Genomic DNA, 13219 nt, shown 5'->3' with positions numbered 1-13219 from the left:
CTTAGAGCGTAGCGGTAGCGAGTCCGCAAGCTTCATTACGAATTACGAATTACGAATTACGAATTACGAATTATTTAACAGTGGTACAATCCGCAAGCCCAATTCCAGAAGTTCTGACAGCCCATCGGTTCTATTTAGAACTGACATTAGAAGGTCAAAACGATGCCAATTGTTTCTTTTTGGAGTGTCAAGGCTTCAAAAGAACCCAAGAGGTAATTGAAATTTGTGAAGTGACTTCTCAAACCTGGGGTACAAAAGGGCAATCAAAAGGTCAGGTGGTGAGAACTAAGCTTCCTAGCAATTCCAAGAGTGGTAATCTCACTTTGCGTAGAGGTACCACCAACTCTATGGATTTTTGGAAGTGGTTTGAAAAAGTCGAAAAGGGTAATTGGTCACAGCAACGTAGACTTGTTGCTTTGTCTATTTATAATCAGGCAAATGAAGAAATCGCTAGATTTGAATTAGCCGGTGCTTGGCCTGCAAGTTACAAGATTGCCGATGTTAACGCCCGCAGCCATGACATCGAAATTGAGGAAGTGGAGGTTGCTTTTGAGGAATTTAAACGCGTGAAGTAATTAGGAGAATTATGTTTCCCACAGAGTTTGAATTTACACTGCCAAAGGGGTATCTAGACTCGGAAGGCAACCTCCACCGCAAAGGTGTAATGCGGTTATCAACGGCGATAGACGAAATTGCACCCTTGCGTGACCCACGCGTTAAAGCTAATCCCGTTTATGCCACGATTATTATCTTGGCGCGAGTGATTACCCACTTGGGTGCTTTATCAGAAGTAACCCCTGCAATCGTGGAAAACTTTTTTTCCCAAGATTTAAATTATCTCCAAGATTTTTACCGTCGAATCAATGGATTGGAAGGCGAAACTTCCATACCGGAAGATACAGTAAATTCTCCCGAAGCAGTTCTTCATAATTGAATTGGGAATGGGGCATTGAGGAGTGCTGAGTTCAAAGGTTCAACGTTCAAGCAAAAAGGTGCAACTTCCGAGTTCAAAGATTCAACGTTCAAGCAAAAAGGTGCAACTTCCGAGTTCAAAGGTTCAATGTTCAAGCAAAAAGGTGCAACTTCCGAGTTCAAAGGTTCAACGTTCAAGCAAAAAGGTGCAACTTCCGAGTTCAAAGATTCAACGTTCAAGTAAAAAGGTGCAACTTCCGAGTTCAAAGGTTCAACGTTCAAGCAAAAAGGTGCAACTTCCGAGTTCAAAGGCTCAACGTTCAAGTAAAAAGGCTCAATTTCCGAGTTTTAAGCTTGAAACAATAATATTTCTTCCTAACTCCTAACTCCTAACTCCTAACTCTTAACTCAGCACGGGCTAAACGCCCCGCTACCGCTAACAGCACTCCTAATTCAGCACTCTCCAATACCCAATGCCCAAATTAAAAAATCTATGCCCCGTAAAAAGGATACTCTCTGCACAGAATTTGCCTTCACTCTTCCTAGAGGATTGAGTGATAGTGAACACCGAGTACATCGTCATGGGGTGATGCGTTTAGCCACCGCCAAAGATGAAATTTTGGTGCAACAAGAGCGCAAAGTTCAGGAAAATCCAGCTTATGGCGTTTTAGTAATGCTTGCACGGGTCATCACTCGTTTGGGTAGTTTCAACTCTGTTAGTCCTGATTTACTCGAAGAACTTCTTTTACATGACATTGCCTATCTCCGAGAATTTTATAATCGAATTAATCAGCAAGGGAATGTACATATTCCGACACAATGTCCCCACTGTAATACTCAATTTTCAGTGGAGCTAGAACTGGCGGGGGAGTCGTAAGCTACCCCTCTGATACTTTATATGAGGAGGTAGCTTTTATTGCTTATCATTTCCACTGGTCACAAGATGATATTTTAAATTTAGAACATACTACCCGTCAGCGCTGGGTGGCAGAAATCAATAAAATTAACCAAAAATTAATATGAAAGTAAAAGTTAGCTACTCACCAAATCTAAGTGAAGTCAATGAAGTTGACCTTAGCATCGAAACGACAACGAGAGGAGAATGGCTAATAGGTCGTTCTCCTGATTCTGATTTACTCCTAGACAGCCCTGATATCAGTCGGGTACATGCTAAGTTTTTTGTTAAAGGTGGAAATTACTACTTCTCTGACCTTGGTAGTAGAAATGGCTCAATATTTAATGGAAAACAAGCTGAAAAAGATCGACCATATTCTTTGAGCGATGGAGATGTGATTCGGATTGCAGATTACGTTTTGATTTTGGAAGCAGTTGCTCCTGCTTATGAGCAACCAGAGACAGTCTTTAGAATTATAGATCCTTCACTGTTTTCTCGACCGCGATCGCCTGAAAATGTCAGCGCTGCCAATGTTGTTAATCCACCCCCAGAGGTAGTCAAAGAAGTAGAAACCCCTAAAATTAATCCTCCTTCCCCAGAAATCAGCGAAATCTCAGCAGTTGTTTCTACTCAAAGTGATGATATCATCCCAGTTGTTGAGATAGTCCCCCCCGAAAACATAATTGAAACTCCTGAAGCAGCCAGCGAAGTTCCACACGATATTCGTGATGAAATTGTGGATTTGCGAACATTAGTTGCACCAGAAGTCAGCGCAGAGGTTGAAGAAATAAAACTTCCAGAAATCAGTGAAGCTTCAGAAGTTTCTTCTACTTTAGCTGATGATGCGATCGCTGCACCTGAAAACATCATTGAAACGCCTGAAGAGGAAATTGTCTTTTCAGAAGCTAACCACGATGAAGCTGTAGACTTGGAAGCAGCACTAGCAACAGAATCTACTTTCGTACAGCTACGTGATATACCTATTCCAGAAGCTACCAATGATGAGTATGCAGAGTTAGAAGCAGCACTGGAAGCAGAAGTCACCTTCGTACAGCCGCGCGATATTTTCAATGAAGTTCCTCCACAGATTGCCATTCCAGAAGTTAGCAGTGATGAGTACGCAGAGTTAGAAGCAGAAGTCACCTTCGTACAGCCACGCGATATTTTTCACCAAGTATCTGAGGAGGAAAGCGCCGTTCCAGAAGCTACTCATGATGAAATAGTAGATTTGGATACGCCAGTCGTAGAAAGTACAGATGTTGCTGAAGACACGGATATTGAGCCGCAAGAAACATCGAGCCAAGTTACACAAAATATCACTGATGAAGCAGTAGATTTAGGTACGCCAATTACAACAGCAGATAGGGCAGATGTTGACGAAGTAGAAACTAGTCCGGCTGTCGATGAAACAATCAGCGAAGTTTCTGAAGCATCAACCGCATCTGATGATAACATCGCGGCAGTTTTTAGCAATCAATACATTGGCTTGCCTAATACAAATACTGAAGAAGCCAGTGTAGATGTTGATGATGTTTCTGCACAAGTAAGTGAAGTATCTGAATTCGCTGATATTCAATCTTTGGAAACAAGAGAGAGTGGAGTTACTGAGAATATCCAAACTATTGAAAAAGTTTCGGAAGTAGAAGTAACTCAACCTGAAGAAACTCCAGAAGAAGCAAATGTCAGTGAGCCTCCGCAAACAATCATTGAAAGAAATATAGTACTCATCGCTCATGAAAGCAAGAAAACAGAACTTGCTGAATTTGTTTCTCAGCATCAAGAATTTTTCTCACAGAGCTTTACAATTACGTGGCCATCTGTTAGCGAAGTCTTGCATCAAGAGGCGGGAATAACTATTAGTCAACAAACCCCTGCACCAACTTCTGGAGGATATCAAACAATTGCTTCATTGGTTGGAGCAGGAGAAATTTTAGCAGTAATTTTCTTGAGAGATTTGCTGCAACCCCAATCTGGTCAAGCTAATGAAGAAGCATTGCTGAGATTATGCAATATTAATCAAGTTTTACTGGCAACTAATTTGCCAACAGCAGAAGCGATCGTGCATTATCTTAAACACATATAGCAATTGTAAATGAGTTATGAACACAAAGATCCCCGACTTCTTAAAGAAGTCGGGGATCTGAGCATTTTGGTGTTTCTAAGTTACAATTACTATATTTTTTGAAAAGTTGCAAATTGCATAGAATAATTTCAATAATGAAAATTAATCTCAAAATTATGTATATTTTAAAGTAAAACTTATTAAAAAAAATGGTTGTAAATTTTAAAAGTTTATTTAGACAGCCAGTTATTCTTTCAAGTGCGATCGCTACAATTTTACTAGTAGGCATTCAAAAACTGGGGGTTTTCGAGCCTCTGGAAATGAAAGTCTATGACGAAATGATGCAATTACGTGCCGACCCCGGCCCAGACTCTCGTCTGTTGATTGTTGCTTTAACTGAAAAAGATATCCAAAAATGGAACTGGCCCCTATCTAGCGAACTTCTAGACCGGCTGTTAGGCAAACTTGAAGAATATCAACCACGAGCCATTGGTCTAGATATTTTTCGTGACTTACCAGTACAGCCAGGTCATGAAAAACTACTGCAACGCCTACAACAGAGTGATATTATCATTCCTATTTGTAAACATGCTGGTTCTAACAATCCGGGAATCGCACCACCAAAGGGCGTGGAAGCAGAGCGAGTCGGATTTAATGATGTTGTAGAAGATACTGATGCCACAATTCGCCGCAATCTATTATTAGTAAGTGCAGATAAGTCCGATTCTTGTCAAAGTACTTATTCCTTTAGCTTACAACTAGCACTCAAATACTTAGAAGTCGGAGGCATCCAGCTAGAATTTACTCCCAAAAAGGAACTACGACTACGTAATACTATCTTTAAACCCCTGCAAAGTAGTGCTGGGGGTTATCAGAAAGCGGATACAAATGGCTACCAAATCTTGCTTAATTACCGTTCTGGTCATCAGATTGCCCAGCAAATAACTATTACAGAAGTACTTGCAAATCAAGTTAAACCAGATTTGGTAAAAGACCGGATTATTTTGATTGGTTCAACAGCTAATAGTTTAAATGATATTTTTAATACACCTTTTGCTAGTGGTAAATCAGATAATTCCGGCAAGATGGCAGGAATTGAAATTCATGCCCACAGCGTTAGTCAAATTCTCAGTGCTGTTCTTAACAAACAGCCTCTATTTTGGTTTTTGCCTGAGTGGGGTAAAATCCTTTGGATATGGGGATGGACTGTAGTTGGTGGGTTGCTGGTATGGCGAATTCAACATCCACTAGGCTTAGGATTAGCAGCAGCAACAGCCCTTGCAGTGTTATTTGGAGCTAATTTTGTCATTTTTACCCAAGCTGGATGGTTCCCAGTCATACCTCCCGCCTTGGGGTTAGTATTTACTGCCGGGAGTGTCCTTGCCTATAGCTCTTATCAAACCAAGCAAGAGCAAAAAGAAATTACCCAACGGGTTCAAGAACACCAACAATTAATTGTGGAATTGCAAAATCTTTTACGGCAGCGCGGCGACGCCTCAAATGAAGCGCCAACGGTAATTGCTGATTCCATCGGGCAAGACATTGCACTAGGCACGCTACTAAACAACCGTTATCAAATTACTGAACGCTTAGGTTCTGGAGGATTTAGCAACACTTATGTCGCTAACGATATCCAGCGTCCGGGGAATCCGCAGTGCGTAGTTAAACAGTTGCGACCTCCCCGCCAAGATCCAGAATATTTAAATGTCGTCAGACGCTTATTCGACGCTGAGGCAGAAATTTTAGAAACTTTAGGTAAGCACCCACAAATTCCCCAACTGCTAGCTTTTTTTGAAGAAAATCACCAATTTTCTCTAGTGCAAGAATTTGTTAGAGGGCACGCTATGGATAATGAGTTAACCTCTGGGAAGCGACTCAAACAAGCTGAAGTTGTGGGGATGCTCAAAGAAGTTTTACACGTGCTGGTTTTTGTTCACAGCTATGGCGTAATTCATCGAGATATCAAACCTAGTAACTTGATTAGACGAGAATCAGATCAACACATTGTTTTAATTGACTTTGGTGCTGTTAAACAGATTCAACCTCAGCAGCAAGAAGCTCAGACAATTTCAATTGGCACTCCTAGTTATGCACCTTCTGAACAAATGAGTGGGTTGCCAAAACTCAACAGCGATATTTATGCCTTGGGAATTATGGGAATACAAGGTTTAACTGGAGTAGATCCGAGAGAATTTCGCAGAGACACAAATACTGGTGAAATAATTATCCCAAGTCGAATTGATGCCAATCAACAGATTTGGCGACACTGGCGCGAACTAACTGACGCGGCAAACGAGTTAGTTATGATTTTAAATAGAATGGTACATTTTGACTTTACTCAACGATATCAGTCCGCCGCAGAGGTGCTTAAAACTCTCGAAAGTATCGAGTAGTGAGAAAAAAGCCTGGTTATTCGCATAACCAGGCTTTTAGTTATCTCAATTAATCATTGGAGGTCGAATGTGTGATCGCAACCTATTAGGTAGCAGGTTGTTCCAAATTAATCTTGACAACTTTGTTCTTTTCTTGCTCAGTTTTAGGCAGTGTCAAATTTAAGATACCGTCTTTATAATCTGCCGTAACTTTAGTATTTTGAATTCGAGCAGATAGAGGAATTATGCGTTGAAACTTACCGTAATTAAACTCACTTTTGATAACGCCTTTTTCCTCAGTTTTAGTTTCAGACTTCCGCTCACCGCTAATGTGAACAGCGTTTTCTGTTACCTGTACATCTAGGTCTTTAGCTTCCAACCCTGGCAATTCTAGCTTCAGATAAATTGCATCTTCAGTTTCTTGTATTTCAGCAGCAGGAACATTGTTCAAGCCTCTATCAAACAATCCAGATGCTACTCCGGTGTCTTGAAATAAACTATTAATTAGATGTTGTACATTGTCAAATTGACTCGAAGTATTTAAACGAATTAGTGTCATAACTATTCCTCGCAGCAGTTAGCTTTTATTTAATTAGTTTTGCACTTCAATCTGTGCTTACATATTCATATTATGTAAAATTTAGCTTGATGTAAATTCGGTTATTAGCACTAATTTATTGATGATTACCGTCCCAAATTAGACAGAGAAAAAAGATTACGGTTTACTCTAATTTTTGTGTTCGGTAAACCGAATAGATAAATTAGATTCACTAATACTTAACCAATAAATCTGCTGATAAATATAAGATAGTTCGTCATTGTGTTGGCGTAAGCCTTCCGCAGGGTACGAAGTGTTCGCGGAGCGTCTCTAAAAGTGCGATCGCAAAGACTGAGATTGCCACGCTTCACTTCATTCCGTACCTTGCGGGTTCTCCGAAGGAGTACGCAATGACATTTTATATTTAATTGCGTCTACTTACAGATATCAAATCTAATACTTTACGCAGCTATTCTCCAAATATCAATTACCTCGAACCCTTTGATACTGCTGTTCTTGCTTATCACATAATGGGTCTTAGCAATTTTGAATTAACTGTCGGATGCCCTCAATGAGATCACCCGAATGGGTGAGGAACAAATCAACCGTTCAGGTGAACTGAGTGCAGGAAGTTTAGACCGACAAAAAATAAGACTCTATTAGTCAAGAATACTAATTGCACTTTACTATAACTAAGGATAATCCTATGAAACTCTCCACCTTACTAGATTCTGTATTCATTGTTGCTTCTATTGCTTTATTACCTGGAATCGGTGGCGCTCAAACACCTGCTAACAATAGTGGCAAACCTATAGTTATCAACTCTAACAATTTATCCACTCATCCTACAAACGTCAGTTACCTCAAACCCTTTGATACTGCATTTCTAGCTTATCAAGGTAATCTGAAAGCCCAGGGAATTCCTAGCGGTAATGCTTTGTTATTTCAATACCAAAAAGGAAGCCTGACTGCACTAGATGTGGTTAAGGCTGCTGTCAAGGCTAAAGAGTTACCAGCACAAGCTTTGAATGATACAGGTTATCTAAACGCTGTCGAATCGGAACTGACATCACTTGATATTAATGGTAATTTATCTAACTAAGTATATAGTTGTAGAGGTTCGTAACGGATTTATGAAATGCTGTACTATCATCTGGTTGCTTTGATAAGAAAATGCGTCATCAGCAAGGAAAAGCTACTTTGTCCCCCGAATCACCATCCCATTAGCAAAAATTACTTTAACCCCTCCAAGCTTGGAGGGGTTTTTAGTTGCTGCTTGTTCTAATCGCCTTCCTGTCCTCAAGGCATCTTTTCGAGAGGAAAGCGGGGGTGCGTGACGTAGCCATCACACTCCTAGAAAAAAGAGTTGGGTAATAAATTATTTACTGTTCTATCAAATTAACGTTGTTAAGTTACTCAGCAGGTGTAGTTGTAAAAAAATTGTAGGTTGGGTGGAGGCTTTGCGTAACCCAACATCCTTATATATGTTGGGTTGCGCTCCGCTCCACCCAACCTACGTCTAATGCACAATTTTTTTGCTTGCCATGCCTCTAGGCTGTGTTAGATATTGTGACGCGAAACAGGAGTATAGATACGTTGCGAAAGCTTTCTCCAGAATCTCCTCTATTTATTGTGTTAATTATTATTAGTTTTCTAGTAGTAACTTTTTCCACTTGGTTATCATCTAAACCATTCGTTTTAAAACCATTTGGGGTTAATGATATTATTCAGTTACTTACCTTACAATTATTTATTTCTTTGTTATTGGAACGCTCTTTAGAAGTTTTTCTAACTACTTGGCGTGGTTCATTTGTCGAACAGTTAGATATTAGTATTCAGCAAGAAAAGGATCTAGTATCTGAGAAGATAAGACTTATGGAAGTCCAACAAAAACAGTTTCCGTCTTTGGAATCAAATCAAAGCAGTGGACTACCGCCTGAAGGAATGAGTTTAGAACAGCAAATAATTCAAAATTATACACAAAGTCAACAAGACGCATTAAAGATATTCAAGCCACAAATGGATGGTATAAATGAAAAAGAGCGTCAAAGAACAGCCTATAAATCTGATACGCGAATAATTGCTCTATGGACATCCCTTTTATTCGGTCTTTTAATTAGTGCAATTGGCATTCGCTCAATTGAACCACTTGTAGTTATTGATTTAGATAATCCCATCCAAGTAGTTATTTTCCGTTGTTTAGATGCATTGCTGACGGGAGGTTTAATCGCAGGAGGTAGCGAAGGAATCCATAAACTCATAAAAGTTTTTCTAGATTTTATGGAAGCTACATCTAAACAAATTAAAAATCAGTGAGGTATTGAGAAAACAAATTTATTGGAAGTCGGCGGGAAACTCCATCTCCTTGTGGGTGCAGAGGGATAGCCGCCCGCCAACTTGGGGCCTTGGGCATTGGGCATTGGAAACTCTTACCCATGCCCGAATGGCACTAAGAAGAGCCTAAAGACTTGTGTCGTCTTGTTCCCAGCCTCCAGGCTGGGAATGTATTTAAAAGAGGCTCTGCCTCTTGTCAAGCTACGGGAGGCGGCGGAGCCTCCCAGAATGGGTAACCAGCCTAGAGGCTGGTTACCAGTCAGAGCAAGGGCTGTATCTTTTCTTAGTGCCATTCACCCATGCCCCATTCCCCATGCCCTAAAACTCCATTCCGCAAGTGGCGTGGAGTTTTTTATCCAAGATTAGCAAAATATTATTAGTGGCATATATTCTTGCACTTTTCTGCATAGCTTGGAAATTCATATCCAATTAAAATAAGCGCATACTTCAATAACTGAAGTTAAGGATCAAGGATACAAGATAAGCTAAACACCTTAAAGGACGGGATTTCTTATAAAGCTTAAGGAAACTTTAATTTGAATGAATTTAGGTGAAAATATGGTAAGCGTAAGTTTCAAAGAACATCAATTTTATGGAAATTTGTCAGTGGAAAAACAACTGGATATTCTTGTTGTCGATGACCATCAATTAATTTTAACTGGGACTCTTGATGTATTAAGTCGAGAGTATCCCAAAGCTACTATTATTAAGGCTCAGACTGGAAAAGAGACACTTTATCAACTTAATTTTCACCAGTTTCACTTGATTGTGATGGATTTATCAATTCCCGATCAGCAAGGGGAGATAGCAGAAATTGATACTGGAATTAAGCTGTTGCAAATTTTACTCCAAGAATATCCTCATCAGAATGTGATGGTGCAAACTAGTTATGTGAAAGCGTTAATTCGGATCAAACACGAGATTGATAATCATCAGGGTGGGTTTGCGATCGCAGATAAAGGATTACCTGAAGATGAAATGCTAATGCGGCTTAATTTGGCGCTTAATGGTGGAACTCACACGAAAGATATCAAAAAGAGTATCGAACTCAAACCAGAATGGTTGGAAGTATTGCGGTTGGCTTTTGAAGAGAGTTTAACAGATAAAGCGATCGCCGAGCAAATGTATAAATCAGAAAGAGCAGTACGTACTTACTGGACGAAAATTCAGGATGTTTTAGGAGTGTACCCTGAAGATTGCAAGCAAGGTGGTAAAAATATGCGAATCCAAACCGAAATTCGTTCCCGTGAAGAAGGTTTAATTGATTAATACGGAGAAAATGAATGCGGAAAAAAACTAGATGAGAAGGAGACTCTGGAATCGCATTTACCAAGAATTTGGGTTGTGGTCTCTTGCTGCACGCCCAGGCATAGTAGTATTGATTTTGGCGATCTTAATACGTATGGTTGGAGGAATGCAATCTTTAGAATGGATGTTTCTAGATACCATGTTACGTCTGCGTCCGGTAGAAAAACTCGATGAACGTGTAGTAATTGTAGGTATTGACGAAAAAGATATTGAATGGGTTAAGCAATATCCAATTCCAGATGAGAAGATTGCAGAGTTACTGACCAAGTTGGAAACTTATAAACCGCTAGCTATTGGGCTGGATATCTTCAAAAATGTGCCTGTAGAACCTGGTGGCAAACAACTAGCGCAGATATTACGAACACATTCTAATATTATTGGCATTGAAAAAGTTTTACAACCCGGAGAAATTTCACCACCCCAGAATTTACCACCCGAACGAGTTGGATTTGTCGATTTACCTAATGATGAGGACAGCAAAAATCGACGCTATTTGTTATATACACCGAATCCTCAGAATATCAATGAAGATAAATATTCTTTAGCATTGCAGTTAGTTATTAAGTATTTCAAGGCGAGAGGAATTGAGTTGCAAACGGGAAAAAATGACCCAAATACAATCAGATTCAGTGAGATTGAATTACCTCGAATTAACCGTAATTTTGGCGGATACGTCAGTGTTGATGATGGGGGAGTGTCAATTTTAATGAACTTCCGCAACCAGAAGCAACCTTTTAATGTTGTGTCGATGCGAGATATTCTCAATGGTCGAGTTAATGCCGAATTATTGCGCGATCGCATTGTCTTAGTTGGCAACCGCAATATGAGCGCAGGGGATATTTTTTATACATCTGCTTTGCCTGATTTAAAATTAAGCGGTCAAATTTATGGCATTGACTATCACGCTCATGTCATTAGTCAAATTCTTAGTAGTGTAATAGATGGCCGAACAATGTTGCATAGTTGGGGAGAGTTCGGAGAGTATACATGGATATTTCTTTGGGGTTTTTTGCCCATCTTTATCGGACGGCTTACCCAATCTGTGTGGAGAAATTTACTGAGTGTGGGTGTAGCTGTATTTTGTCTGTTTGCCTACGGGTATGTAATGCTGTGGGTGTGGGGTGTATGGATTCCTGTAGCACCTAGTTTTCTAATATTAGCCGTAAATGGAGTAGGTTTGAGTGCTTTTGCATTTTACCAGCATGATAAATTTTTGCGATCGCAAATTAACGAACGTCAAAATACTATTCAAAACACTTTTACCGTCATTCATAATGGGCCTTTACAAACCCTTGCCTATGGATTAAAGCATCTGCGTGCTAAAGATGTTCCTTACGAACAACTAGTTGGACAATTTGAAAAACTCGATCGAGAAATTCGGGAAATTGGTGAATTTCTCAAATTAGAAGCATTAACCACGGAAGAAAGCTTGCGTATAGGTAGCGGATTAATACTCGAATTGAACAGACCGTTGCATGATTTATTATATGAAGTTTATTCTAGTACATTAGAACGTCAAGATTTTGAGCATTTTAGAACTTTAAAAGTAAAAATACGCAACTTTGACCCAATTGATGATAAGTATTTAACTATAGAAGATAAACGGGGAATATGTCTGTTTTTAGAAGAAGCTTTATGTAATGTTGGTAAACACGCCGAAGGAGTTAAGCGCATTCAAGCATCAGGTGTTTATAGTGAAAATAAATACAAATTGTGGGTCAAAGATAACGGTTCAGGAATTAAATCTAAGTTAGAAAGCAAAGGCACAAAATATTTCAAAATAGTTGCTAAACAATTAGGAGGAGAATTTCGCCGCGAATCAGTTTCTCCTCGCGGGACTATATGCGAAATTAGTTGGAAACCTATGAAATAATTTCAGATTTGAGATTTTTATGATTCATTTTATGCAAAGGTGCAAGAATTAAAAGTTTTATTTAGATAACCATACAATCAACAACATCACCATGAGTCATCAAAATTTTGTATTTTGGCGAAATCAGCACAGACTTACAAGCTTAGTTGTGGGGGTAGTTTTCCTCATGACTACAGGCCCAGCATTTGCCCAGTTTAAACCACGCGATCGCAAACCAGCTAGCGGACATTCCCGTGCAGGTGGTTCGCGTGGATGTTCAAATAACGGCGATATCCCTCTAACACAGCTTGCACCTCAGACATTTATTGGTAAAACCGCTTCCACCCGTCCGATGTTAGCTTGGTATATGTCAAGTTCCCAAAATGTGCGATTCCGATTGGCTGAATTTGATTCAAGCAACAACCCTAAACAAATTGGCAAAGTTAAAGAAATACCCACAATAGTCGGGATTAACAAACTAGAACTTCCCCAAGATTACCCTGAACTCACAGTGGGTAAAACATATTTATGGCAAATTGCAATTGACTGCGAAAACGGCATAATTGTTAGACGTGCAGAATTTACCGTCACAAATCCTCAATCACTTGCTAAGAAACAATTTACTAGCATTCCCGAAAGCGTAAATTATTATGCTGAAAACGATTTGTGGTATGAAGCGCTGGCAGAAGCATTGAAAGGAACTGATAATGGTAAACTAGGGCAGACTGGGGCAATTTTAGTGAAAAACCTTGCAGAGTCCGAAATATTGATAGGTAACGATGGAGAACAAAAAAATACTCAGCAACGCATCGAATACCTCCAGAAAATTGCTAGCGATCGCTAAGGAAACCCCAAGAAATAAATTATCCAATATTGTGGGGTGGGCAACATGAGTGCCCAGTCCATAGGGCTCTCGTGTCGCCCACCCCACAAGAGTTAATTGAAT

At 39.7% G+C, this 13219-nt stretch carries 14 protein-coding genes; 11 read left to right on the top strand and 3 right to left on the bottom strand.

Annotated elements, in window-relative coordinates:
• The first annotated feature begins 80 nt into the window (after positions 1–80).
• Entirely contained in the window at positions 81–575 is a 495-nt protein-coding gene (locus tag V7K76_RS18265; protein WP_334778304.1) for a phage tail protein, read from the top strand.
• An 11-nt stretch (positions 576–586) separates the two neighbouring features.
• Entirely contained in the window at positions 587–934 is a 348-nt protein-coding gene (locus V7K76_RS18260) for a hypothetical protein (RefSeq protein ID WP_334694989.1), read from the top strand.
• On the opposite strand, the gene V7K76_RS18255 is transcribed toward V7K76_RS18260, so the two are convergent.
• Positions 925–1236: a hypothetical protein gene (locus V7K76_RS18255; RefSeq protein WP_334778303.1), complete on the bottom strand. Its 312-nt coding sequence runs from the start codon at positions 1234–1236 to the stop codon at positions 925–927. The two genes, V7K76_RS18260 and V7K76_RS18255, sit on opposite strands and share 10 nt — an antisense overlap.
• Positions 1237–1405: 169 nt before the next feature.
• On the opposite strand from V7K76_RS18255, the gene V7K76_RS18250 reads away from it, so the two are divergent.
• The 4 genes from V7K76_RS18250 (at position 1406) to V7K76_RS18235 (ending at position 6262) form a co-directional block, all read left to right on the top strand.
• Complete coding sequence (locus tag V7K76_RS18250) at positions 1406–1789, top strand: phage tail assembly protein (protein WP_334778302.1); 384 nt, start codon at positions 1406–1408, stop codon at positions 1787–1789.
• A complete protein-coding gene (locus V7K76_RS18245; RefSeq protein ID WP_334765915.1) occupies positions 1753–1935 on the top strand; it encodes a DUF6760 family protein in 183 nt (60 codons plus the stop codon). The genes V7K76_RS18250 and V7K76_RS18245 overlap by 37 nt, the downstream gene beginning before the upstream one ends.
• Positions 1932–3890, top strand: a complete 1959-nt coding sequence (locus V7K76_RS18240; protein WP_334778301.1) for an FHA domain-containing protein — start codon at positions 1932–1934, stop codon at positions 3888–3890. Before V7K76_RS18245 ends, V7K76_RS18240 begins: the two co-directional genes overlap by 4 nt.
• 188 nt (positions 3891–4078) lie before the next feature.
• On the top strand, positions 4079–6262 hold the full coding sequence (locus V7K76_RS18235) for a CHASE2 domain-containing serine/threonine-protein kinase (RefSeq protein ID WP_334778300.1): 2184 nt from the start codon (positions 4079–4081) through the stop codon (positions 6260–6262).
• A gap of 85 nt (positions 6263–6347) precedes the next feature.
• Here V7K76_RS18235 and V7K76_RS18230 read toward each other — a convergent pair whose 3' ends face one another.
• Positions 6348–6800 carry an Hsp20/alpha crystallin family protein gene (locus V7K76_RS18230; RefSeq protein ID WP_334778299.1) on the bottom strand — a complete coding sequence of 151 codons (453 nt, stop codon included), beginning with the start codon at positions 6798–6800 and terminating at the stop codon, positions 6348–6350.
• A 685-nt stretch (positions 6801–7485) separates the two neighbouring features.
• Between V7K76_RS18230 and V7K76_RS18225 the strand changes: the two genes are divergently transcribed.
• Positions 7486–7881 carry a hypothetical protein gene (locus V7K76_RS18225; RefSeq protein ID WP_334778298.1) on the top strand — a complete coding sequence of 132 codons (396 nt, stop codon included), beginning with the start codon at positions 7486–7488 and terminating at the stop codon, positions 7879–7881.
• 494 nt (positions 7882–8375) lie between these two features.
• Positions 8376–9095: a hypothetical protein gene (locus V7K76_RS18220; RefSeq protein WP_334778297.1), complete on the top strand. Its 720-nt coding sequence runs from the start codon at positions 8376–8378 to the stop codon at positions 9093–9095.
• Between the two features lie 113 nt (positions 9096–9208).
• Here the strand turns inward: V7K76_RS18220 and V7K76_RS18215 are convergent, their stop codons facing one another.
• Positions 9209–9406, bottom strand: a complete 198-nt coding sequence (locus V7K76_RS18215) for a hypothetical protein (protein WP_334778296.1) — start codon at positions 9404–9406, stop codon at positions 9209–9211.
• 265 nt (positions 9407–9671) lie between these two features.
• Here V7K76_RS18215 and V7K76_RS18210 point away from each other — a divergent pair, with 265 nt between their 5' ends.
• The 3 genes from V7K76_RS18210 (at position 9672) to V7K76_RS18200 (ending at position 13117) form a co-directional block, all read left to right on the top strand.
• Positions 9672–10382 (top strand): response regulator transcription factor, encoded by a 711-nt coding sequence (locus V7K76_RS18210; protein ID WP_334778326.1) that lies wholly within the window; start codon positions 9672–9674, stop codon positions 10380–10382.
• A gap of 31 nt (positions 10383–10413) precedes the next feature.
• Positions 10414–12294: a sensor histidine kinase gene (locus V7K76_RS18205; protein ID WP_334778295.1), complete on the top strand. Its 1881-nt coding sequence runs from the start codon at positions 10414–10416 to the stop codon at positions 12292–12294.
• Between the two features lie 91 nt (positions 12295–12385).
• Positions 12386–13117, top strand: coding sequence for a DUF928 domain-containing protein (locus V7K76_RS18200; protein WP_334778293.1), 732 nt, complete (start codon positions 12386–12388; stop codon positions 13115–13117).
• The last annotated feature ends 102 nt before the right edge of the window (positions 13118–13219 follow it).

Origin of the sequence: Nostoc sp., assembly GCF_036917975.1 — a bacterium.
GTDB lineage: Bacteria > Cyanobacteriota > Cyanobacteriia > Cyanobacteriales > Nostocaceae > Nostoc.
This window is presented reverse-complemented; position numbering and strand designations above follow the sequence as displayed.

What these genes read in the sequence shown, in the direction of transcription:
- V7K76_RS18260 (WP_334694989.1), top strand. Translation starts at nt 587, where the DNA reads ATGTTTCCCACAGAGTTTGAATTTACACTGCCAAAGGGGTATCTAGAC.
- V7K76_RS18250 (WP_334778302.1), top strand. Translation starts at nt 1,406, where the DNA reads ATGCCCCGTAAAAAGGATACTCTCTGCACAGAATTTGCCTTCACTCTT.
- V7K76_RS18240 (WP_334778301.1), top strand. Translation starts at nt 1,932, where the DNA reads ATGAAAGTAAAAGTTAGCTACTCACCAAATCTAAGTGAAGTCAATGAA.
- V7K76_RS18235 (WP_334778300.1), top strand. Translation starts at nt 4,079, where the DNA reads ATGGTTGTAAATTTTAAAAGTTTATTTAGACAGCCAGTTATTCTTTCA.
- V7K76_RS18230 (WP_334778299.1), bottom strand. Translation starts at nt 6,800, where the DNA reads ATGACACTAATTCGTTTAAATACTTCGAGTCAATTTGACAATGTACAA.
- V7K76_RS18225 (WP_334778298.1), top strand. Translation starts at nt 7,486, where the DNA reads ATGAAACTCTCCACCTTACTAGATTCTGTATTCATTGTTGCTTCTATT.
- V7K76_RS18215 (WP_334778296.1), bottom strand. Translation starts at nt 9,406, where the DNA reads ATGGCACTAAGAAAAGATACAGCCCTTGCTCTGACTGGTAACCAGCCT.
- V7K76_RS18210 (WP_334778326.1), top strand. Translation starts at nt 9,672, where the DNA reads ATGGTAAGCGTAAGTTTCAAAGAACATCAATTTTATGGAAATTTGTCA.
- V7K76_RS18205 (WP_334778295.1), top strand. Translation starts at nt 10,414, where the DNA reads ATGAGAAGGAGACTCTGGAATCGCATTTACCAAGAATTTGGGTTGTGG.
- V7K76_RS18200 (WP_334778293.1), top strand. Translation starts at nt 12,386, where the DNA reads ATGAGTCATCAAAATTTTGTATTTTGGCGAAATCAGCACAGACTTACA.